General features: G+C 52.6%; 22 protein-coding genes. 6 read left to right on the top strand and 16 right to left on the bottom strand.

Annotated features, from left to right (window positions below; translation table 11 throughout):
- Positions 1-8 precede the first annotated feature (8 nt).
- Genes FDX04_RS23275 through FDX04_RS23255 form a run of 5 tightly spaced genes read right to left on the bottom strand, consistent with a single transcriptional unit; the run spans position 9 to position 4,942 of the window.
- Positions 9-1,403, bottom strand: coding sequence for a GntP family permease (locus FDX04_RS23275; protein ID WP_204554957.1), 1,395 nt, complete (start codon positions 1,401-1,403; stop codon positions 9-11).
- Positions 1,404-1,446: 43 nt separating this feature from the next.
- Positions 1,447-2,370 carry a 3-hydroxyacyl-CoA dehydrogenase family protein gene (locus FDX04_RS23270; protein ID WP_137371533.1) on the bottom strand — a complete coding sequence of 308 codons (924 nt, stop codon included), beginning with the start codon at positions 2,368-2,370 and terminating at the stop codon, positions 1,447-1,449.
- Positions 2,360-3,565, bottom strand: coding sequence for an acetyl-CoA C-acetyltransferase (locus FDX04_RS23265; RefSeq protein WP_137371532.1), 1,206 nt, complete (start codon positions 3,563-3,565; stop codon positions 2,360-2,362). Before FDX04_RS23265 ends, FDX04_RS23270 begins: the two co-directional genes overlap by 11 nt.
- Before the next feature lie 10 nt (positions 3,566-3,575).
- Positions 3,576-4,232: a CoA transferase subunit B gene (locus tag FDX04_RS23260; RefSeq protein WP_038640615.1), complete on the bottom strand. Its 657-nt coding sequence runs from the start codon at positions 4,230-4,232 to the stop codon at positions 3,576-3,578.
- Between the two features lie 2 nt (positions 4,233-4,234).
- A complete protein-coding gene (locus tag FDX04_RS23255; protein ID WP_032939731.1) occupies positions 4,235-4,942 on the bottom strand; it encodes a CoA transferase subunit A in 708 nt (235 codons plus the stop codon).
- 142 nt (positions 4,943-5,084) lie between these two features.
- Between FDX04_RS23255 and FDX04_RS23250 the strand changes: the two genes are divergently transcribed.
- Positions 5,085-5,975: a LysR family transcriptional regulator gene (locus tag FDX04_RS23250; protein WP_137371531.1), complete on the top strand. Its 891-nt coding sequence runs from the start codon at positions 5,085-5,087 to the stop codon at positions 5,973-5,975.
- 13 nt (positions 5,976-5,988) lie between these two features.
- Here the strand turns inward: FDX04_RS23250 and FDX04_RS23245 are convergent, their stop codons facing one another.
- From FDX04_RS23245 to FDX04_RS23215, 7 genes are read right to left on the bottom strand one after another with little or no spacing between them, the layout of a single operon-like run.
- Entirely contained in the window at positions 5,989-6,930 is a 942-nt protein-coding gene (locus tag FDX04_RS23245) for an ABC transporter ATP-binding protein (RefSeq protein ID WP_137371530.1), read from the bottom strand.
- Positions 6,923-7,909: an ABC transporter ATP-binding protein gene (locus tag FDX04_RS23240; protein WP_042308384.1), complete on the bottom strand. Its 987-nt coding sequence runs from the start codon at positions 7,907-7,909 to the stop codon at positions 6,923-6,925. Before FDX04_RS23240 ends, FDX04_RS23245 begins: the two co-directional genes overlap by 8 nt.
- Positions 7,906-8,802: a D,D-dipeptide ABC transporter permease gene (gene ddpC / locus FDX04_RS23235; protein ID WP_038640605.1), complete on the bottom strand. Its 897-nt coding sequence runs from the start codon at positions 8,800-8,802 to the stop codon at positions 7,906-7,908. The genes FDX04_RS23240 and ddpC overlap by 4 nt, the downstream gene beginning before the upstream one ends.
- A complete protein-coding gene (locus tag FDX04_RS23230) occupies positions 8,799-9,821 on the bottom strand; it encodes an ABC transporter permease (RefSeq protein ID WP_042308389.1) in 1,023 nt (340 codons plus the stop codon). Before FDX04_RS23230 ends, ddpC begins: the two co-directional genes overlap by 4 nt.
- A 44-nt stretch (positions 9,822-9,865) precedes the next feature.
- Positions 9,866-11,428, bottom strand: coding sequence for an ABC transporter substrate-binding protein (locus FDX04_RS23225; protein ID WP_137371529.1), 1,563 nt, complete (start codon positions 11,426-11,428; stop codon positions 9,866-9,868).
- A 15-nt stretch (positions 11,429-11,443) separates the two neighbouring features.
- The gene (gene ddpX, locus FDX04_RS23220; RefSeq protein ID WP_137371528.1) at positions 11,444-12,031 is read right to left on the bottom strand and encodes a D-alanyl-D-alanine dipeptidase; all 588 of its coding nucleotides are present in this window, start codon (positions 12,029-12,031) and stop codon (positions 11,444-11,446) included.
- A 14-nt stretch (positions 12,032-12,045) separates the two neighbouring features.
- Positions 12,046-12,912 (bottom strand): MurR/RpiR family transcriptional regulator, encoded by an 867-nt coding sequence (locus FDX04_RS23215; RefSeq protein ID WP_137371527.1) that lies wholly within the window; start codon positions 12,910-12,912, stop codon positions 12,046-12,048.
- A 399-nt stretch (positions 12,913-13,311) separates the two neighbouring features.
- On the opposite strand from FDX04_RS23215, the gene hdeB reads away from it, so the two are divergent.
- Entirely contained in the window at positions 13,312-13,641 is a 330-nt protein-coding gene (hdeB, locus tag FDX04_RS23210; protein WP_032939734.1) for an acid-activated periplasmic chaperone HdeB, read from the top strand.
- Positions 13,642-13,796: 155 nt separating this feature from the next.
- Positions 13,797-15,740, top strand: coding sequence for a methyl-accepting chemotaxis protein (locus FDX04_RS23205; RefSeq protein ID WP_137371526.1), 1,944 nt, complete (start codon positions 13,797-13,799; stop codon positions 15,738-15,740).
- Between the two features lie 45 nt (positions 15,741-15,785).
- Here FDX04_RS23205 and FDX04_RS23200 read toward each other — a convergent pair whose 3' ends face one another.
- Positions 15,786-16,925 carry an HlyD family secretion protein gene (locus FDX04_RS23200; RefSeq protein WP_061381336.1) on the bottom strand — a complete coding sequence of 380 codons (1,140 nt, stop codon included), beginning with the start codon at positions 16,923-16,925 and terminating at the stop codon, positions 15,786-15,788.
- A 2-nt stretch (positions 16,926-16,927) separates the two neighbouring features.
- Entirely contained in the window at positions 16,928-17,269 is a 342-nt protein-coding gene (locus FDX04_RS23195) for a DUF3302 domain-containing protein (protein ID WP_137371525.1), read from the bottom strand.
- Between the two features lie 211 nt (positions 17,270-17,480).
- Here FDX04_RS23195 and FDX04_RS23190 point away from each other — a divergent pair, with 211 nt between their 5' ends.
- The 3 genes from FDX04_RS23190 to FDX04_RS23180 all read left to right on the top strand — a co-directional run bounded on the left by FDX04_RS23190 (position 17,481) and on the right by FDX04_RS23180 (position 19,859).
- The gene (locus tag FDX04_RS23190; protein WP_137371524.1) at positions 17,481-18,119 is read left to right on the top strand and encodes a helix-turn-helix domain-containing protein; all 639 of its coding nucleotides are present in this window, start codon (positions 17,481-17,483) and stop codon (positions 18,117-18,119) included.
- Positions 18,120-18,280: 161 nt separating this feature from the next.
- Entirely contained in the window at positions 18,281-18,595 is a 315-nt protein-coding gene (locus FDX04_RS23185) for a helix-turn-helix domain-containing protein (RefSeq protein ID WP_137371523.1), read from the top strand.
- Positions 18,588-19,859 (top strand): type II toxin-antitoxin system HipA family toxin, encoded by a 1,272-nt coding sequence (locus FDX04_RS23180; protein ID WP_137371522.1) that lies wholly within the window; start codon positions 18,588-18,590, stop codon positions 19,857-19,859. The genes FDX04_RS23185 and FDX04_RS23180 overlap by 8 nt, the downstream gene beginning before the upstream one ends.
- A gap of 37 nt (positions 19,860-19,896) precedes the next feature.
- Here the strand turns inward: FDX04_RS23180 and FDX04_RS23175 are convergent, their stop codons facing one another.
- Complete coding sequence (locus tag FDX04_RS23175) at positions 19,897-21,264, bottom strand: glycoside hydrolase family 10 protein (protein WP_137371521.1); 1,368 nt, start codon at positions 21,262-21,264, stop codon at positions 19,897-19,899.
- A 12-nt stretch (positions 21,265-21,276) separates the two neighbouring features.
- Complete coding sequence (locus FDX04_RS23170) at positions 21,277-21,564, bottom strand: VF530 family DNA-binding protein (protein WP_137371520.1); 288 nt, start codon at positions 21,562-21,564, stop codon at positions 21,277-21,279.
- Between the last annotated feature and the right edge of the window lie 323 nt (positions 21,565-21,887).

Genomic DNA, 21,887 nt, shown 5'->3' with positions numbered 1-21,887 from the left:
AATTTTCCTTAAACAATTCCGGTGGTGTAGAAGACGCCGATAACAAACAGCACGGCCAGGCTTTTGATCACGGTGATGGCGAAAATCCCGCCATATGCCTGACGATGGCTGAGGCCGGTAATTGCCAGCAGGGTAATGACCGCGCCGTTGTGCGGCAGGGTGTCCATGCCGCCACTAGCCATTGACGCCACGCGGTGGAAGACTTCGAGTGGAATATTGGCGGCATGGGCAGCGGCAATAAAAGTGTCAGACATGGCGGCAAGGGCAATACTCATCCCACCCGATGCCGAGCCGGTGATCCCGGCCAGCGTGGTGATGCTGATGGCTTCGTTAAGAAGCGGGTCAGGGATCGCCGCCAGCGCTTTTGACAACACAAGGAAACCCGGCAGGGCAGCGATCACCGCACCAAAACCATACTCCGACGCGGTGTTCATCGCCGCGAGGATCGCGCCGCCAACCGCCGTTCTGCTGCCTTCCGCCAGGCGACCTTTAATGTTGCGATAGCCGAACAGCACCACCAGTAAGATCCCTGAAATCAGCGCCGCTTCCACTGCCCAGATAGCGGTGATTTTACCGACTTCGGTGGTAATCGGTTTGGCAAGGCCTGGCAGTTCCAGTTGATGTGTTGCGCCATACCACTGTGGGATCCAACGGGTAAACAGCAGGTTAAACACCCCAACCAGAATCAGCGGAGAGATAGCGATTATCGGGTTTGGCAGGTTAATGTTATCCGGCGTTTCCGGCTCGTTTAACAGTTCAGTGCCATAGCCTTCATCCTTAGCCTGCGCTTTACGACGCTGACGTTCGAGATAAACCAGACCGACGAAAATAATAAACAGTGAGCCTATCAGCCCCAGCCACGGTGCGGCCCAGGCGTTAGTCCCAAAGAAACTGGTCGGAATAATGTTCTGGATCTGCGGCGTGCCAGGTAAGGCGTCCATCGTGAAGGAGAACGCGCCCAGCGCGACGGTGGCCGGGATCAGGCGCTTAGGAATATTACTCTGGCGGAACAGCTCCGCCGCAAATGGATACACCGCAAACGCCACGACGAACAGCGATACCCCGCCGTAGGTTAACAGCGCGCACACCAGCACGATCACCGGGATGGCGTGACGCCGCCCGAGGATATTGATGGCGGCGGCAACAATTGAGCGGGAAAAACCAGATAACTCGATTAACTTGCCAAACACCGCTCCCAGCAAAAACACCGGGAAGTACAGCTTCACAAAACCGACCATTTTTTCCATAAACAGGCCGGTGAAGGCAGGGCCGACGGCGCTGGGTTCGGTAAGCAATACAGCACCTAATGCCGCGATGGGGGCAAACAGGATGACGCTGTATCCGCGATAGGCTGCAAGCATCAGCAGGCCCAGCGCTGCCAGGGCGATTAATACACTCATCATGACTCCTCAATATCATTGTTATAGTAGGGTACAGAAAGAGAAGTTACGGTTTCAGGGCAAAGCGCAGTTGATGCTCTCTGCGTTGTTGGATGTACTCTTTGCGCGAATCATCCCAGCGATAAAATCCCTGGCCGCTGCGCAAACCGGTATCACCGTTGGCGACCTTGTCAGCGACCAGCGACATCATGTCGCTACCTGTTGCCAGCTCCGGTAACAGATGCCGACAAATGTCCTGTACCGTAGAAAGACCGGTCATATCAGCCGCCTCCAGCGGGCCAACCATGGCATAGCGTCGTCCGAGCGAGGCACGCATTACCTGATCCACCACCTCCGCTCTGGCGATACCGCTTTTAACGATATGCAACGCTTCACGCAGCAGGGCGAATTGCAGACGGTTGCCGACAAACCCTGGCGCGGCGCGATCGAGCACGACCGCTTCCAGTTGCATCGACAGCAGTAGTTGTTGTAATTCATGAAGATATTCCGCCTTCGTTGCCGTCCCCGGCACAATTTCAACCAGCGGAATAAAGTGCGGCGGGTTCCAGAAATGGGCGATCAGCAACCGCTCAGGATGGACAAGTTTTTCTGCCAGGGCATCGGGGGGCAATCCGCTGGTATTACTGGCGATCACTGCCTCCGGTGCGATCAGCTCTTCCAGTTGCGCATACAGCGCATGCTTAAGTTCGAGGCGTTCCGGGATGGCTTCAATCAGCAAGCCGCACGCGGCAATATCCTGTAGCGACGTCGTGCCGTGTAGACGGTTTATAACCGATGCTTTTTCGTTTAGAGCAAATTGTTCAGTAGCAATAAGCTCATCCACAATACCGCTGGCAATAAGGTTAATTTCCGCAATCCGGCTGCTATCGGTGTCGTACAACCAGATATCGTGACCAAAACGGGCAAAGTGGGTAGCGATGCCGACGCCCATTAAACCTGCGCCAAGTACGCAGATAGAATTATTTTGCATGAGATACCCCCTCTGGACGCTCTACTGCCAGTGCGACCCCCTGACCACCGCCTACGCACAGTGTGGCCAACCCTTTGGCGGCGTTGCTGCGGGCCATTTCATGCAGCAGGGTCACCAGAATCCGGCACCCGGAGGCACCAATCGGATGACCCAGCGCGATCGCGCCGCCATTGACGTTAACTTTGCTGCTGTCCCAGTTCAGTGATTCGCCAACCGCCAGCGCTTGTGCGGCAAATGCTTCGTTGGCTTCAATGAGATCAACATCGTTCAGCGTCCAGCCAGCCCGTTTCAGACACTGAAGTGACGCTTCTACTGGCCCAATGCCCATAATGGCCGGATCGACGCCGGAGACCGCGTAGCCCGCCACCCGTCCCAGAACCGGCAAATTGAGTTCCGCGGCTTTGGCGGCGCTCATTAGCATCACCGCCGCGGCGCCATCATTAATTGAAGAAGCATTCCCGGCGGTCACCGTACCGTTTCCTGGCCGAAAGGCGGGCTTGAGCTGCGCCAGCTTATCGGCCTGAGTATCCGGGCGAGGCTGTTCGTCACGGTCCACTACACGCGGCGGTTTTTTCCCCTGCGGAACGCTGACCGGGGTAATCTCCGCACTAAAACGACCGGCTTCCATTGCGGCAGCCGCTTTTTGCTGGGAGTGCAGAGCAAATGCGTCCTGTTGCTCACGACTGATAACAAACTTATCCGCGAGATTTTCCGCAGTAATGCCCATGTGATAGTCGTTGAAGGCATCCCACAAACCGTCATGTACTACGCTGTCTTTCAGGCTGGCATGACCCAGGCGCAGACCTGCCCGCGCGCCGTCGAGAAAATAGGGCGCGTTGCTCATGCTCTCCTGCCCACCGGCAATCACAATTTGCGCATCACCGCCGCGAATCGCCTGTACCGCCTGATGCACAGCTTTAAGGCCCGAGCCGCACACCAGATTAATGGTTAACGCCGGCGTAGTTACCGGAAGTCCTGCGCGTAACGCCGTTTGCCTGGCCGGATTCTGGCCGCAACCCGTCGTCAGCACCTGACCCAAAATCACTTCATCAATTTGCTCTGGTGCCACCGCCGTTTTTTCCAGCAGGGAACGGATCACCACCGAACCGAGTTCAACCGCCGAAAGCGGCGCCAGCGCGCCATGAAAACTGCCAATCGGGGTGCGCGTTGCCGCGACAATAACAACATCCTGCATGGTCAGCTCCTCAGTTAAATTGCATCTCGGGGACATTTTCAGGAACGATCAGCTTGCCGGCGGTTCTGGCGACGATGTCATCCACGCTGATACCCGGGGCGCGTTCACGCAGAATGAACGCCCCGTCGGCAATCTCCAGCAACGCCAGATCGGTAAGTACGCGTTTGATGCAGGCCACGCCGGTCAGCGGCAGGGTGCAGGCGGGAAGCAATTTTGACTCACCGTTTTTGGAGGCATGGGTCATCACCACGATGATGTTGTCGGCTCCGGCCACCAGGTCCATTGCGCCGCCCATGCCTTTCACCATTTTTCCGGGGATCATCCACGAGGCGATATTGCCGTTAACATCGACTTCAAACGCGCCGAGCACCGTCAGGTCAACGTGGCCGCCGCGGATCATCGCGAAGGATTGCGCCGAGTCGAAAATCGCTGCGCCTTTACGCGCCGTCACGGTCTGTTTTCCGGCGTTGATCATGTCAGCATCAATTTCGTCTTCGGTGGGAAACGGCCCCATACCCAGCAAACCGTTTTCCGATTGCAGCATCACGTCCATACCATCGGGGATGTAGTTCGCTACCAGAGTGGGAATACCAATTCCAAGGTTGACGTAATAACCGTCGCGCAGCTCACGGGCGACACGCATTGCCATTTGTTCACGCGTTAACATGGTCAGGCTCCTTTCTGGCGTAGGGTGCGTTGTTCAATACGTTTTTCAAATTGCCCCTGAATAATGCGGTTAACAAAAATTCCGGGGGTATGAATCGCAGCGGGATCCAACTCGCCAGGGGGGACGATCTCTTCGACTTCCACTACGGTAATGCGCCCGGCAGCGGCCATAAGCGGATTAAAATTCTGTGCGGTATGGCGATAGATAACATTGCCGTACCAGTCGGCTTTCCAGCCTTTGACCAGCGCAAAATCCCCGGTTATGGCCTGCTCTAAAATGTACGGACGTCCGGCAAACTCGCGCACCTCTTTTCCTTCGGCCACGGGGGTACCGTATCCGGTCGCGGTGAAGAAAGCGGGGATCCCCGCGCCGCCAGCGCGCAACTGCTCAGCCAGCGTGCCTTGCGGCGTCAGGATGGCTTCCAGTTCGCCACTAAGCACCTGCTTTTCAAACAGCGCGTTTTCACCCACATAAGATGCGACCACTTTGCGCACCTGACGCGTTTCCAGCAGCACGCCGAGGCCAAAACCGTCCACGCCGCAGTTGTTTGACACCACGGTAAGTCCCTGAACTTCCCGACGACGCACTTCGGCAATCAGATTTTCAGGGATCCCACACAAGCCAAAACCGCCCGCCAGCAGCGTCATGTTGTCGGTCAGTCCTTCCAGCGCCTCTTGATACGTGGCGACCCGTTTATCCAGTCCAGCCATATACTTGCCCCTCCTGTTGTCCTTGCAGACATCATTGGGGGAGAAAAATGATTTGTTAATTTTAAATTTGTGACTCACTCATTGGGTTTTTTTATCAATTTAATGTTAATTAAAGGTATTCAACAAGTTAAAGGAATGCGAAATGGGAATGAGCATCAAACAGTTACGCGCGTTTTTAGCGGTAGCTCACACTCTGAATTTCGCTCATGCCAGTGAAAGACTGAATATGTCGCAACCCGCATTAAGCCTGGCGATCAAAGGACTGGAGGATTCGTTAGGTGGAGCTTTACTGTTGAGAACCACCCGCAAAGTGACCCTGACGCAGGAAGGGGAAACGTTGCTGAATATGGGGCGACAGCTGCTTGCGGACTGGGAGAACACGGAAGAGGCAATGCGCCAGCGATTCACGCTGCAACGCGGTAAAATCTCTATTGCCGCCATGCCTTCATTTGCCGCTAACGTCCTGCCATCGGTACTAAAAACGTTTCGTGATTCCTATTCTGGTATCAACGTAACGGTTCACGATGTGATTAACGAACAGGTCATTGAGATGGTGAGTGAAGGGCGGGTGGAGATGGGCATTGCCTTCGAACCGGACTATTCCGGGCATCTGCATTTCACCCCACTTGGCGTGGATCGTTTTATCGCGATTGTCCCGCCAACCTGCCGACTGGCAGGGCGGGATCGTATTGCGTGGCGTGAACTGCTGACGCTGGATTTCATCACCCTGCAACGTCCTTCCGCCGTGCGTCTGATGCTGGAAGAACAACTGGTGCAAAGCGGGCATTCGCTGGAGGTGGCGCTGGAGAGCCATCAGCTGGTGACCGTTGGCCGGCTGGTGGCTAAGGGCCTGGGCGGCAGCGCCGTACCCGCGCTGTGCCGTACGCAAATGACAGAATTAGGCGCAACCTGTATCAATCTGGACACGCCGGTGATCCAGCGTCGGATCGGCGTTCTGCGTTCGGCACATCATAAGTTATCTACCGCCTCCGAAGTGCTGGTGGAAACACTGAAAAAGGCGTATTGCACCTGATTTTCCGCCGCATTCAGCGCATGTTAACCGCCCGCCAGCAGCGAACTTCACTTCCCGTTTCGCTGGTCAGCAAGGCCTGTTTATTCTCACAGCCACGGATCGCCAACGGACATCTGTCACGAAAAAAACAGCCCTCGGGCAGCGTTCGGTTCCCCGGTAGTTCGGTTTTCCGTAACACTAAATCCTCCGCCAGCGGTGCTCCCGTTTTCGGAACTGATTCCAGTAATAATCGCGTGTAGGGATGGGCTGGATGAGTAAGAACCTGCTGCGCTTCGCCCAGTTCAACAATTTGCCCAAGATACATCACCGCCACGCGATCGCTCATATGGCGAACCACCGACACGTTATGCGATATCAGCACATAGGTCAGATTTCTGCGGGCCTGCAATGACACCAGCAGATTAAGAATTTGCGCCTGCACGGAAATATCCAGCGCCGAAGTGGGTTCATCCAGTACGATCACGTCCGGCTCAGACGACAACGCCCGGGCAATGGCAATACGCTGACGCTGCCCGCCGGAGAACGCATGCGGCAGACGGTCGAGATATTCAGGGCGGATCCCTACCTGTTGCGCCAAATCTTCGGCAAGAATGCGGCGTTCACGCTCGGAGCTTCGTTTCTGGATCCACACCGGTTCGGTGATAATTCGCCACACCGGCAAACGCGGATCAAGCGATGAAAGCGGGTCCTGAAAGACCATCTGCATGCCGCTGTGCCGCTTGTCATTGTGGCGAGAGTAGTTTCCCTGACTCGGTTGCAGCATCCCCATCAGCAGTTGCGCCAGCGTACTTTTTCCGCAGCCCGACTCACCGACAATCCCCAGCGTTTCTCCCTGACGAATCTGTAAATCCAGACCGTTGATCGCATGCACCCGTTCGGTAACCTTGCCGAGCCAGTTTTTACGCGCGGGAAAGCTGACATGAACATCCTGCAGGGCCAGTAAAAATTCAGACATGTGTTGTCTCCAGTTGCGGATACCAGCAGGCAGATTGTTGATCCGCGCCTCCCTGACTGCTTAATGCAGGCGTCTCGTCACAGCGAGGACCGGCGGCAAAACAGCGCTCACGAAATGCGCATCCGGTCGGTAAGCGGGTTAAATTCGGTACGGTGCCGGGAATGGCAGGCAGCAATGCGCGCGGTTCGCCGTGTTCCGGCGCACATTTCAGCAAGCCGATGGAATAGGGGTGCGTCGGATGCTGAATAACGGTTGGTGTAGGGCCGCTCTCAATCACGCTTCCGGCATACATGACGTATAACCGGTCGCACAATTGTGAAACCACCGCCATATCATGGCTGATAAATAGCACCGCTGTCCCGCTGGCGCGCGCTTTTAGCTTCAGCAAACGCAGCACCTGCAGTTGTACCGTGACGTCAAGTGCGGTGGTCGGTTCATCGGCAATGATCAGTTCCGGCTCGCAGGAAAAGGCCAGCGCAATCATCACCCGCTGGCGCATACCGCCGGAAAGCTCAAACGGGAAACGTTTCATCACTTCCGCCGCGTCCGGAATTTGCATCTCCTCCAGTAAAGCGATGGCTTTCTGGCGAGCATCCGCGCGGCTTAACGCCTGGTGATGGCGGATAACTTCCACCATCTGCTGGCCGATACGTCGCGTGGGATTAAGCGCGGTCATGGGCTCCTGGAAGATCATGGCGACGCGTGCGCCACGCCATTGGCGCATCTGCTTTTCGCTGGCGTTGAGCACATCTTCACCCAGCAGCGAAACGCGTCCCTGGTGAATATGATAACTGCCCTCCGGCAGCAGCCGCATGGTAAGCATCGCCGTCACGGACTTGCCGGAACCGGATTCACCGACCACGCCGACAATTTCTCCGCGGTTGATATGCAGCGAAACATGGTTCAGCGCATGCACGTCAGCTTTATAGCCGGGGAAACTCAGATGCAAATCCTCAATTTCCAGTACGGGTTGTGTCATGACTGTTTTCCTCCGGCTTTCGGATCCAGCAGGTCGCGAATACCATCGCCAAAAAGATTAAAGCCCACGGCAGTAATCAGAATTGCGGCGCCGGGAAAAGCGCAATACCACCACTGATCAAGCACGTAGTTGCGGCCTATCGCCACCATCGCGCCCCATTCCGCGCTGGGCTGCTGTGCGCCCAGACCAATAAACCCGAGCGTGGCGGCCATCAGGATCGCGCTGCCGATATCCAGCGATGCCTGCACAATCAGCGGCGGTAAAGAGTTACGTAAAATGTGCCAGCTAATCAGGTGCCAGCGAGAAGCGCCGTAGGTCCGCGCAGCCTGGACATAGGTAAACTGACGCACCACTAACGTTTGGCCGCGGGCGAGGCGCACATAAAAAGGAATACGTACGATGGCAATCGCCAGCATGGCGTTAAACAGGCTGGGTCCCAGCGCAGCGGCCAGTGCCATCGTCAGCACCAGCGAAGGGATGGACAGCATGATGTCCATTATTCGCATGATAATTGCATCGGCGCGTCCCCCCATGACGCCAGATAGACAACCCAGCAGCGAACCCAATCCGCCGGCAATTCCCACCACCACCAGACCAGCGACGACCGACTGCTGGCTTCCGACCAGAACACGGCTGAACAGATCGCGACCCACTTCATCGGTACCAAACCAATGGGACGCAGACGGTGGCAGCAGGCGCGCACTTAAATTGATGGCATTAGGATCGTAAGGCGTAATCCACGGTGACAGCACCATCAGCAACAGTATCAGTACAATGATGACCCCGCCTATCAGCGTCAGCGGGCTGCTTTTCATCATCCACAACAATTTCGCCCAGTCCGTACGACGACGAGCAGTCTGTGGGGCGGTCGGCGTTTCTTGAGTGAGCATCATTCAGCACCTCCGCGTCCAATTCGTGGGTCAATCCACAGGTAGAGTAAATCCACCACCAGGTTGACCAGCACATAAGCGAAAGAGACCACTACGGCAAATCCCATCACCGCCGGGAAGTCGAGCGCCTGAATCGACGTTACTACCCAGGCGCCCATTCCCGGCCAGGCGAATACCGTTTCGGTTAGTACCGCACCGTAGAGCAGATCGCCCAATGCCAGGCCGAGAACCGTTATTGATGGGATAAGCGCATTCGGCAACGCGTAACACAACACGATGTACCAGCCCGGCAGCCCGCTGGCGCGCGCGGTACGAATGTAATCTTCACTCAGTTGCTCCAGCATGGCGGAGCGAATCTGGCGGGCAACGATCCCTAAGTGCACAAAAGCCAGCGTCAGTGATGGTAGGATCAGGTGCTGGAGCGCATTGAAAAAGACTTCACCATTGCCTTCCAGCAGGGCATCAATCAGGTAGAACCCAGTGACATGAGCCGGTGGATCCAGCCAGTCGTCTAACCGACCACCGCCGGGCAAAATTTGCAGATGACCGTAAAACAGCACGATAACCCCCAGCCCCAGCCAGAATGCAGGCGTGGAGATGCCGGTAATCGCCATCAGGCGAACGAGGTGATCAAGCCAACGGTTGCGCCAGACCGCAGATAAAATACCTAACGGAATACCGATCACCAGCGCCAGCAGCAAAGAGCAGAAAGCCAACTCCAGAGTAGCGGGAAAGAAGATACGCAGCTCATCCAGTACCGGACGACCGGTGCGAATGGAAATGCCTAAATCGCCCTGAAAGATATCGCTCACATAGCGAAAGAACTGCACATATAGCGGCTGGTTCAGCCCCAGTTGTTGGCGAATATTTTCGACTATCTCATCGCTGGCGCGATCGCCCGCCAGCAACCGCGCGGGGTCGCCTGGGATCAGGTGCGAAATAATAAAGGTGATCACGCAAACACCGATAACCACCAGAATAAGACCCCAGCATCGCTGGCGTAAAATGCTCCAGAACGTCATTAGCTTCCCCTTGCGGAGCCTGAGTGGCTCCGCATCAACGTGGCTTATTTACTCATGGTGGAGATGTTGAAGACCTGTTCCAGCATGGGGTTAAATACAAATCCTTTGACGTCTTTGTTCATCGCCAGTTGATAGTTTTTCTGGAATAAATAGACGTAGGCCGCTTCATCAATCACGATGGTTTGCGCCTGCTGGTAATCATTGGTTCTGGCGACCGGATCGGTGGTGGCTAATGCGCTACGCAGCAGCTTATCGACCTCACTATTTTCGTAGAACGAACGGTTACCCGGCAGACCTTTTTTATCTGACTCAAACCAGTAGTTCATAAACATGTACGGGTCGGCGAAATCCGGACTCCAGTTGCCGATAGCAATGTCGTAATCCCCTTTACCCACACGGTCACGCATGGTGGCATTCGCCAGTTTTTCCAGCTTCACCTTAATACCCAGCTTGTTGAGACTGGCCTGGGTTGAGAGGGCAATCGGCTCCCAGTTAGGGTCATTATCTGAATACAAGAAGCTCAGGCTTTCGGGTTTGCTCGTGACTTTGTCCCATGCAGCTTTCGCTTTGGCTTCATCAAAACTGTATTGCATAGCCTTGTCATCAAAACCCCACATTCCTTCAGGGATCGGACCGCGCATCTGTTTACCATTGCCACTGAGGATCCCATTCACCATGCCCTTATAATCGGTGGCCCACGAGATGGCGCGGCGTAAATCCACCTGATTGAGCGGCGCTTTACTGTTGTTCAGATACAGATAGGTCACGCGCAGTGAGGGATAATCCGCTACGTTAACTTTGCCTTCCTGTTTTAAAGCGGCAAGCTGGTCGACAGGAAGCGCATCGGCAATGTCGATATCGCCACGCGACAATTGCAGGCGACGGGAAGCGCTTTCACCGATGATTTTTACCGAAACCCGCTTAAACGTTGGTTTGGCCCCGGAATAATGCGGGTTTGGCACCAGCACCAGCTGTTGTCCTTTTTGCCAGCTTTTCAGCATGAAAGGACCGGAGCCTGCTGTGTTCTGCGCCAGGAATCCGCGGGCATCATCTGCCGCGTGCTCTTTTAAGACAGCCGGATTGATAATTGAGGCCCCGTCATTTGCCAGCGTATACAGGAAGGGTGCGAACGGCTGGCTGAGGGTAAATTTCACCGTGTTGTCATCAATGGCCTCAATCTTCAGATCTTTCGGGAATGCTTCAGCGGGTCCCTGGCCAATTTTGAGCAGGCGCTCAAAGGATTGTTTCACCGCATCAGCTGTCACCGGCGTACCGTCGGCGAATTTGGCATCGTTTTTCAGGGTAAACGTCCACTCTTTCTGATCGTCAGAGGCTTTCCAGCCGCTGGCTAAATCACCTTCAACTTCCGTGGAGCCTTTACCGCCTTCGGTTTTGTACTGAACCAAACGTTGATAAGAGGGATAGGTGACCGTCCAGTCGTTGTTATCGATGGTCACGGCCGGGTCGAGCGTCTGCGGATCGGCGGCTTTACCGATGACCAGCATATCTTTAGGCACGGCGGCCTGCGCGGCAGGCAGGGCAAATGCCAGCGCAACGGCGATCAGAGCGGGGCGAAAAAACGCATTTAACGCAGGTGTAGTCTTCATAACCAGGCTCCAGAATTAAAAGGGATGTTGTGTTGTTATGGGGGGAACAGGGAAACAGGCTATCTGGTCGTCAAGCAGCGGATAACGGGCGGCATCAGGCAATTCAAAATGCCACCACTCGCTGTTAATGCCGACAAAACCGCCACCGAACATAATGGCGTTGAGTAGCAACCGGTTACGCTGCGCGGCCGGTGGAACAGAAGGGTGCCAGGCATGGGAACGGTCGTGCATCTCATCAAAATCAGCGCCCATATCGAGGACATTGCCACGCTCGTCCATCAGCGTAACGTCGATGGCCGTCCCGCGGCTGTGATTGGATCCAATCGCCACATCGACGACGTACTGGGGATCCGGGCACGCATTCCACAGCACCGCCTGCGCCTGCTGGGGGCGATACGCGTCATACACTACAAGCTTCAGGCCCGCCAGTTGCGCGATACTGATGCTTTTAGCCAGCGCGGTTACCGCCTCGCGGTGTAACAGGCAGCGAGCTTCCCGGTAGATAGGCGCGCCGGTAATGTTGTCGGCAGTGGCGTATTTGAGATCGATATGCAGCGACGGGAATATCACCGACAGATCGACCAGTTCTGGGATTTCTGACATAGCACATTTCCTGTTTATTGTTCGAATTGACCAAACTGTTGTTGTAACTGGCGATTGGTTTGCAGGCGTCCTGCGAGGGAATCACCAAGTTGCTCCACCACCGCAGAAAGTAATAAGTTGAACAGACAGCTCACGGGAGCCAGAGAATCCCAGAAATGTCCGGTGTCAGTTTTTACCTGGAGTAAATCAAGGGCATAATCTCTGGCCCACGGACACCACACATCGGTGATCAGCGCCAGTGGAATCTGGCGTTCTGTCGCGACGCGGCAATATTGTCGGGAGATGGCGGAGTAGGCGCGCATGTCGGTGATCACCACGTATGGCTGGTTAAATCCCGAATTCAGCGACTCGACCCAACTGCCGGAAAGCCCCTCGGAGTAGCTGACTTTAGGCCGCAGGTATTCAAGATGACTAAAAAAGGCGTTGGCAATCCCACGCGTAGATTGGATTCCGAGGATGTAAACCGCTTCCGCATGCGCCAGCTGCTGCGCAATGCGTAAAAATGTATCGCTTTGCGCGAGTTGATAGACGTGGGTAATGGCGTCGATTTCCAGTAACAGCGACTGCTGCGCGCGATCTGGCAGGGTTTGTTGCTGGTGCCAGGAATCCAGCCGCTCGTTCATTCCCCAGGGTTGATAGGGGACTACGGGCAGCTCACGCAGGCTGGCTTTTGCATCCTCCAGATTGCGAAAGCCCAGTTTACGCAGGTAGCGCCCTACGGTAATACCGCTGGTTCCTGCCGCTTTAGCGATGCCATCCGCAGTTTCAAAAGGGATCTGTACACCATGGGCTAACAGCCATCCGGCTACGCGCTTTTCGCTCGGCGTAAGCTGGCTGAAGGTCTGTTCTATGCGGGTAAATAATTCAGGTTTCGCTGTCATTACCTTCTCGCTGTTAGTTGTCTGTCAGATTACCGCTCACTGTTAGTGAATTAACAATGCAGGACGCGTGCCAGGTCGCTAACAGCTGCACGCAGGCTGTTTTTGTTAAAACACAAACCATATTCATTAACTAATGATCAACATTTGTGCAGCGTAGTTCAGTTTTGGTGCAGCGACAGCAGAGCGGGGTATGAATATGCCGATTTCGTCGGAACGATCACATTGTCGACAACATTTCCTCTCAAACATCAGAATCAGTAATGGTAAATATAACTTTCAGCCAAATGAATAATGGCAATCTTTATTCTTATTACGGTAGGGGTATTATTTTTTGCGAACTACATTAACGGTTTGAAGCGCGAGTGTAGATATTATCTATATTATAAATGGAGTACTACAATGAATAAATTCTCCCTTTCTACAGCAGGTATTCTGGTCGCAGCGCTGTTAACCAGTGTTAGCGTCAATGCAGCCACTGATAGCGCGAAAACTGAAGTGACACCGAAAGGCATGAGCTGCCAGGAGTTCATCGATCTGAACCCGCAGACCATGGCTCCGGTGGCTTTCTGGGTGCTCAATGAAGATGAAGATTTCAAAGGTGGTGATTACGTCGACTATAACGAAACCGTCACGACCGCAGTACCTCTGACCGTAGAACTTTGTAAAAAACATCCGCAGAGTGAATTAAGCAAAATAAAAGACGAAATCAAAAAAGAATTATCAAAATAAAATTAAAGCGTTATTAAAACCCGGCCAAAGTGCTGGGTTTTGCTATTTGTGACGCTGTCACTTATTTATTTTGCAATACTTAAGGAAAGTTTATAAAGATAAAAATGCCGGTGCCGATACTGGGTAAAAGTTAGCCTTTTGCAGAAGGAGTTTGTATGGTCTGGTATCCTACTCGTATTTCAACGCGTTTAACCATTGGCGGCATTCTGCTGCTTGCAGTCACTACACTTGTTATTGTTGCGATTATGCTCTGGCGAGGGCAGCCGCGCGTGGTTGAAATCAATACCGCCCTGATCGAAGAAACGGGGCAAGGTTTAACCCGTCAGTTAAGTACCGTGTTGTCGCGAATTGAAGGTGAGACCGTCGGTTTGTCGCGACTGGCCGAAGTGCTGCCCAACGATGAATCGCTGTACCAAAGCGTTGTTCCGCATTTGATTGGTGAAGATAAAGAGTCGATCATTACCGGCGGCGGCATCTGGCCAGAGCCAGACGCTTTCACAGCAGGCGTAGAAAAGCGCAGCTTTTTCTGGGCGCGTAACGCTGAAGGAAAGCTGATGTATTCCAACGACTATAACGTCGAAGGATCAAGCGGATACCACAATGAAAGCTGGTATCAGCATGCCAAAGGTCATTCACAAAACAGCTGCTTATGGTCTGATGTTTACCAGGACGCCAGTTCCGGGGTCAACATGGTAACCTGCAGCGTTCCTTACCAACTGGCCGGTAAGTTTGCCGGCGTCGCCACTACCGATATTCGTCTGGATAACGTTGCCACCTTTATGCAACAGCAGGGAAATAGCACCGGCGGTTACGCGTTCGTGGTGGATAAACAGGGACAACTTCTCTATTTCCCGCAGGCCGACCTGACAAAACACAAAACCATTAACGAGCTAGCGCAAAGCGCGCAATGGCTTATCCCGGTGGAAAACGGTCTTAAATCTTTACGTCCGGCAGATGGAGTGAAAACGATTACGCTTGCCAATGACAATGTGTTGAATACGCCGTCCCGGGTAATGCTATTCCCGATGGCGGATACCGGCTGGGTCGTGGGGCTGGTGACGCCTGAATCACGCATCGTCGGTCTCGCCAAAGTGATGATGCAGGACGTGCTGGAAGTGTTGATCCCAATTATGACGCTATTGCTGGTGGGATCCTGGCTGGTGGTTCGCCGACTGATTTCGCGTCTCGATGATACCCGCCAGGCACTCGATGATATTGCGCAGGGCGAAGGCGATCTTACACGTCGTCTGGATGTACGCGGTAAAGATGAGATTTCGGCTATCGCCGAGGCGTTTAATCTTTTCGTCGATAAAATATCAGCCATCCTGATCACCGTCAGAAGCAGCAGCGTGGTGGTGGCGAATAATGCCGTCAGCCTGGCTGACAGCAATATGGAACTCTCATCTCGCGTCACGCAGCAAGCCGCTGCGCTGGAAGAGAGTTCGGCGGCGATGGAACAGTTAAATGCGACCGTTCACCAAAATGCGAGTAATACACAACTGGCAGATGAGCTATCCGATAGCACCGCGCAAACGGCCAACCGTTGCGGTGATGTCATGCAGGGCGTGATCTCAACAATGGATAACGTCAGCGCGTCATCCGGGAGAATGGTAGAAATTGTCGCGGTGATTGACAGCATTGCGTTCCAGACCAATATTCTCGCCCTGAACGCCGCCGTTGAAGCCGCCAGAGCGGGCGATGCAGGTAGAGGATTCGCGGTTGTCGCCTCTGAAGTACGTACGCTGGCCCAGCGTAGCGCCACTGCCGCGCAGGAAATTAAAGCATTGATTGATGAATCTGTATCACATGTTGGTAGCGGGAGTCAGCAAATTCACAATGCAGGCGAACGGCTGGGAGAACTGGTCAGTAACGTACGGCAGGTGCGTCAGTTGATGGGAGAAATACGCGTTGCAGGCGAAGAACAGCGTAAAGGCGTTTCCGAAGTCACGCTGGCCGTTACCGAAATGGACAGCACCGTTCAGCAGAATGCCTCGTTAATTGATGATGCCGCCGCACGTACACAGGCCCTGAAAGAGGAGGCGGAACAACTGGCGCTGCTGGTCTCGTCGTTTAGATTACCAGAACCCGCTACTGTCTGAGCGTCGAGTGAAGTCCGGGTGCAGCTATCGCACCCGGACAGTCGATTAATGATCAAGGTACAGGTAGTGCATCCAACTGGTCATGCGCAAGAGTATTTTCCGTAGCAATGATAATGCTTCAAAATGCTGAGCTGAATAGACGGCAACCTGAGCGGCAACACCGTCTGGGAGTTGCTGTTCAGCCTGATTATTATCAACTTCGATACTGACCAGCACTTTGTTACTGCCCGGTGTGACGTTTAAGGATTGCAATGTTCCCTGGGCATAATAAGCCCCGGTAGGGATCACGGGGGCAACACTGACGACTTTTCCTTGTATTACTTGTCCCGGCAAGCCATTGAAGACAATCTCAGCGTCATCCCCCACATTAAGACGTAAGATCGAATTTTGACGAAATGCCGCAACAATTTGGTTTTTGTGCGCAGGAATAAACACCATAACAGGCTTAAAAGGCAGTCTCGACGCATAGGTTCCAGGACGAACCAGTAATTGGCTGACATAACCGTCGCTGGGGGCGCGAACAATGGTTTGCTCATAATTAAATCGAGCCTCATCAATTTGAGCTTGCAGACTGGCGATCTGCGAGTTTTGTCCATGAATGGTGCTGTCGAGTTCTTTCTGGATACTGTTCAGTTCAGCATTGGCGGCGTTCATCGCCGCGTCCTGAGCCAGATAATCCTGGCGCGCAGTATCAATATCATTGGCAGTAAATGGGTTCACTTTTGCCTGACTGCCTTTCTGGTAGCGCTGATAGTTTTTGTAATATTTATCACGTTCAGCCCTGGCCTGTTCTAGCTGCAGTCGCGCGCTATTGCGTTTCTCCTCAAGGGCCAGAACGTCATGTTTTGCCGTAACAATGTCCGCTTCAAGCTTTTCCAGTTTAGCTTTATAACGGGCAGGATCGATTTTAAACAGTACATCTCCTTTTTTTATTGGTGTGTTAATTTTATCCGTTACTTCTGAAACCACCCCGGTAACTTGCGGAACAACGGGAATGCCCACAACCAATTTTTGTGCATCTTCTGTATAGGGATGATTATAATTCATGGTAAGGATCAGTGCCCCAAGCATGACCACGCCCCCCAATACCGCTGAGGGTAATGTCCACTTATTCAACGGAACCTTAAATACTTTAAAAATGACGTAAACGATAGCGGCGTAGGTTAATGTTAATAATATTTCCACGATTAATTTACCTTTGGATCCTGCGGGCTGTATGCGCTATTAGTTTGTTCATGTGTTTTTTCCAGTATCGCAATCCGCGCGCTTAGCTCAGCGATATTATGTCCTGAGGTATTTCCATGCCAGCCATGCTTATCATTGTATAATGTTGCCCAAATCCAGAGAAATGGCCAAATCGCATGTAACGTAAATAAACTGACCCAACCCGCGACATGTATGGCATCGAGGTGAGGGTGGTTGCGTTTCTTAGCGATCTCGTATGGGATGTCGTGCAAGATTAATACGCCATAAAAAATAATTAAGAACACCAGGATGAGTATTGCTAATGATAAATAATTGAGCAACATAGGAACTCCAATAAGAACCATTTTTATTGGCCGACATTATCGCTGCATTTTTATTAGCAAGTAGTTTTAATGTATTGCAAGTATAAAATCAGACTTTCTTGTAAGGCTAATGTTAATAATCAAATCCAAAAATGGACTTTTCAGGTTTGATTTTTTCTCTATTACCGATAATCATTAATAAGATTATTTAGTGAATTATACTGAGCCTTCTATGACCAGCAATACTGAACAAACCGGTAGCAGCGAAGAACTCCTTGCGACTAATATAACCAAACTTTTCAACGCATTACTGCCACTTTCTGAAGCCCAATCGCTATATCGTAGCGGTTCTTTTATTATGGATTCTCAGGGGGAGAACGGGATCTGGTTGTTGACCGAAGGTAGAATCGTCATTCGCCGACGCACTGATGGGCTAATCCTGGCCAGTCAGCAGGCACCGATGATGCTGGGAATGGCCGAGTTCTTTCTTCCTACAGGGCATAACTTTTATGATATTGAAGCGGTCAGCCCATGTACTACTCATGTAGTAAAGAAAACGGATTTCATGACTATCGTTAACCGTGAGCGACTCTGGGAATCTGTGGCAATAGTTGAAGCCTATATTATTCAGGTAATGAGCCAGCGCGATCGCCTGATCACCAGTCGAACCGCAACTGATATGGTTTGGGGACATCTTGAACTTTTACAACAAGAGCCGGATGACATCAAAAAAAGAATCCCGGCGGTACAATATATCAGGGAGCGAACCGGACTTTCTCGCAGCACCATTATGGATACGCTTGCCCGGTTAAAACGACAGGGCGCGATCCAGCTGCACCGTGGTCATTTAGTCTGCATAGCGGCAGATTAATCACCGTACCCGACTATGATTTAAATACAATATAATGGGTTTTATCGCGGACTTATGGCGTTAAATCCATTAAAACATATGTTATCCGCTTTGTATTAATTTCGACTTAACTCTATAATATTGTGTGTAAACTGGCATTTATCCAAATAAGGCCCAATATTATGGATTTAACGCTCAATACAGCTACTGACATCGTCAAACTGCTGTGTAACAGATTACGTAAGGAACGACTCGCCCGACAAATGACGCAGGCAGATGTTGCCGCGCGTTCAGGTGTCGGTGTGAATACCGTTTCGAATCTGGAAACAGGTAAGAATGTGGGATTTGAGAATCTGGTCAAAGTCGCAATGGTGTTAGGCTATGGCGATGCGCTGGAGGGTTTATTCAAACCCAAGATTGACAGTCTGGATGATATTTTGCGTTACGAGAAGAGCGCGGCACGCCAGCGGGTGAAAAGGAAAAATTCTGATGCCTGAACAAGTTGATGTCTTTTATGAAGGCTGGGGTGAAAAATGGCTGTGGGGAAAACTGGTGTCTTCCACAGCCCTGACCGGACGCCCGTTGATCGCCTTTGAATACAGTGAAGACGCCATACGTAAGGGACTGGAACTGTCCCGGCTGATGTTACCGCTGAACGGTCCACGTTTACGCAGGGATTTCCCGGCTCATCAGTTGGGATTGCCTGGACCAGTCTATGATTCGTTACCTGATGGCTGGGGTATGCTGTTGATGGACCGATTATTTAAACGTCGCGGACTAAACGCAGCGCGCATAGGTCCTTTGGAGCGGTTAACCTGGGTCGGCAACAACGCGATGGGCGCCATGACATTCCAGCCCGTTCAGTCAGATGTCGAGAAGATTTCAAAAGAGGATGTTCCTCTCGAACAACTGGCCGCAGAGGTGCAGGAAGTCTTGAGTGGAGACGGCGGGGAATTCTTGCAAAAATTGCTTCAGATGGGCGGTTCGCCACAAGGGGCAAGGCCAAAAGCGCTACTTTATCGTGACAGTGTCACGTCAAAATTTACCACTGCTCCGCTGCCCGGGAGCGAAAGCTGGTTGATTAAATTTCCCGCCAGGCATGAGCATGCTGAAGTATGCGCCATCGAAGCTGTTTATGCTGAATGCTTGCGTCAATGTGGGATTAGCACGCCCGATACGGCATATTTTGATCTGCCTGGTGGGCAGGCGGCCTTTGCCACCCGCCGTTTCGACCGTGACCAGTCAATACGTATTCCAATGCAGAGTCTGGCGGCTCTAACCGGCGCAAATTACCAGTTACCCGGCGCTTTAGATTACCGGGATTTTCTGCGCGCCACGCAGATCTGTACCAATGATGTCAGAGAAAAGGCGAAAGCGTTCGAACGCGTGGTTTTCAACGTGGCATTCAACAATCGTGACGATCATCCGAAGAACTTTGCTTATTTAATGTCAGCCGATGGAAACTGGACTCTGGCTCCGGCTTACGACGTCACCTGGTGTGAAGGACCCGGCGGGTACCACCAAATGGACGTGCTGGGGGAAGCGCTGGATATCGAAAGAAAGCACCTTCAGTTGCTTGGCGTTCAGGAAGCTGAGTTCTCTGCTGACGAGGTGAACGTCATAATCGAAAAGATCTGCCACTCTGCGTTAGGGCTGAGCGCTATCGCCAGTGACAAATACCCCGATCAGATAACGCAAACCACGCTGGATACGATCCAGAAACAAATTAATGATAATGTCCGCCGGTTACTGTCCCGGTGATGCAGGTTCAGTCGCTACACAGACCTAAAGATAACCATTAACGCCCCCAACGACTGCGAATATAGGTTACGGCCTCCTGCGTTTGCGGCTGATTAAGATAATCTTCGCGAAACAGGATGGTGCCGTTGATGTGTGGTTCGGACTCGTTCAGATCGAGCTGCTTTTTCAGTTCTGGCACGCCGCCTTTGACTGTCCAGTCCGGCTCTTTTCGTGAAGGTTCGCCGACTTTATACAGCGCCACACCAATATAGAGGCGGGTATTGGTTGATTTCACAACATCTGCCCACCATTTCGCCAGCACATCGTATCGTGCCGCATCACGGGCAAAAGGCCAGTACAACTGTGGGGCGATGTAGTCCAGCAAGCCTAATTGCACCCAGCGACGGGTATCGGCATAGGATTCATCATACGCTGCCGCGCCACGGGTGTCGGAACCCGCAGGATCGTGAGAGCGATTGCGCCACACACCCGCGGGGCTGACGCCAAACTCCACCTCAGGCTTAAGTTTCTTGATGGTCCGCGAAACCTGGGCGATCAGTCGTTGCGTGTTATCGCGCCGCCAGTCAGCTTTGGAATCAAATCCCTGACCATATTTTCTGAAGGTCTGGCTGTCGTTAAGCGCTGAACCGGGAGACTCGGTATAGAAGTAGTCATCAAACTGCACGCCGTCGACCGGATAATGTTCCACCACTTCCGCCACAATGCTGGTGATCCAGTCGCGCACTTCGGGAATACCAGGATCTAACACGAAACGCTCGCCCGAGGTGCGGATCCAGTCCCGATGCAGGACATAAACACTGGAAGGCGTCTGCGACAGCGTGCTGTTTAATTCGGTGATCGTTGACGGTTTGATATTAACGGACACACGGTAGGGGTTAAACCAGGCATGGACTTTCATGCCGCGTTTATGCGCTTCATCGAGCATAAACTGTAGCGGATCGTAACCCGGATCCTGACCAATCGTGCCGGTTAGCGTATCTGACCAAGGCAAGATTTTAGATTGCCACAATGCGGTACCATCGGGTTTGACCTGGAAAAAAACGGTGTTGATGCCAAGACGTTTCAGGTTATCCAGCTTATCCGTCAACGCTTTCTGCTGCAGGCTGATACGGATGGCAGGGGAACTGACATTCACTGATGAGATCGGCGGCCAGTCCAGACGAGAAACCGTCGCCAGCCAGATTCCACGCACCGGCTCCTTACTCTGTTGCGGTTTATTCACCGGAGGTAGTGGGGTGACTTTGGGAGCGGGCGGCTGTGAAGAGCAACTGCCCAGTAACAACATACTGCCCACAAGTACCGCGAACCATTTCAGGTTGGTTCGCGGTAATCTGGCATGGCAACGGACGAAGATATTCGCCAGTTTTTTCTGATATTTTCCTGAAAAGAAACCGGATGCTGGCATCAGACTTTGCTCTTATTGTTTCTTGTTGCGGCTGTTAGCCCAGGGATCAATAGCAGGCGCGGTGTTGTTGTACGGGGTCACGTCATGCAGCGAATCAAGATAGAGCGCTTCAACTTCAGCACGCGCCCACGGCGTACGGCGCAGAAACTTTAAACTGGATTTAACGCTCGGTTCATTTTTAAAGCAGTTGATGTTAATGCGTTGAGCAAGCTCAGCCCAACCAAAACGATCGACCAACGCATTGACCTGCATTTCTAGCGTTACGCCATGTAAAGGGTCTTTTGAAGTATGAGCATTCATATGAAGTCCAGTTCGGTATTTCCAGATTTTGTCAGTTATGCAACGAGACAGATTACAAGAAAGCGGAACGACCAGCAATGGCCCAAATCGGCACTGTTCTTCCAAGGAACGTTCGTTGAAGCAGTAAAAAGAGGAGGGTGGACAAGCCTGACACTTCAGGATAATCGCGATGGAAGAACTCTTCAGAAGCGATAAGTTAGTAGTGGTGTCAACCAATGTCCAAATGCCAGCAAACGAAAGACTAATGGGGACTTAATTCTATGACTTTATGCGAATCACTTAATTTAACATAATATACATTATGCGCACCAGTAAGGCGTAAG

This window comes from Citrobacter sp. wls615 (assembly GCF_005281355.1).
GTDB lineage: Bacteria > Pseudomonadota > Gammaproteobacteria > Enterobacterales > Enterobacteriaceae > Citrobacter > Citrobacter werkmanii.
This window is presented reverse-complemented; position numbering and strand designations above follow the sequence as displayed.